The organism is Leisingera aquaemixtae (assembly GCF_019801145.1).
GTDB classification, from domain to species: domain Bacteria; phylum Pseudomonadota; class Alphaproteobacteria; order Rhodobacterales; family Rhodobacteraceae; genus Leisingera; species Leisingera aquaemixtae_A.
The window spans coordinates 1-576 of the sequence record NZ_JAHVJQ010000048.1; the positions used below are offsets into that span (position 1 = coordinate 1).

Annotated in this window: 1 pseudogene; it reads right to left on the bottom strand. The window is 61.8% G+C overall.

The window, feature by feature from the left end:
* Positions 1 to 39 precede the first annotated feature (39 nt).
* A pseudogene (locus KUW17_RS23235) lies at positions 40 to 576 on the bottom strand (extracellular solute-binding protein); the annotation flags it as partial.

Genomic DNA, 576 nt, shown 5'->3' on the forward strand with positions numbered 1-576 from the left:
GGCGGGGCGGCGGGCGTCAGGGCCCGCCGCTTGCGGGGATCAGAACCCGGCCTTGATGCGCTCGAATTCCTTCAGCATCCGGCCTTCCAGTTCCGGGTTGACTGCATCAAAGAACAGGCTGCCCTCGAAGAACTTGTCGACATCGGCAAAGCCGTAGGTTTCGATCAGGCTCTGATCGGCGGATTTGAAGGCATCGGCATTGGCGTGGGCATAGCCCCAGTTCTCGATGATGTATTTGCCGCTGGCCTCGGCGCTCAGCGCGTTCAGCATGTCATAGACCTGCTCGTCGCTCTGGGTCGAAGAGTTCAGATGCACATAGCCGCAGACCCAGGTGGCGATGCCCTTGTCCACGTCGCGCATCATCTTGGCCGGCGTCTCGTTCCAGATCAGGTTCAGCTCCGACTGGTTCCAGCCCCAGCCCATCAGCACCTCGCCCGAGGCAATCGCCTGATCCAGCTGGCCCGCATCGGACCAGTAGAACCGCACATTCGGGTGGATCTGGCGCAGGAAGTCGGAGGCTTTTTGGAATTCCTCGTCCGACATGTCGGTATAGCTGGAGGCGCCGGTCGCCAGCGC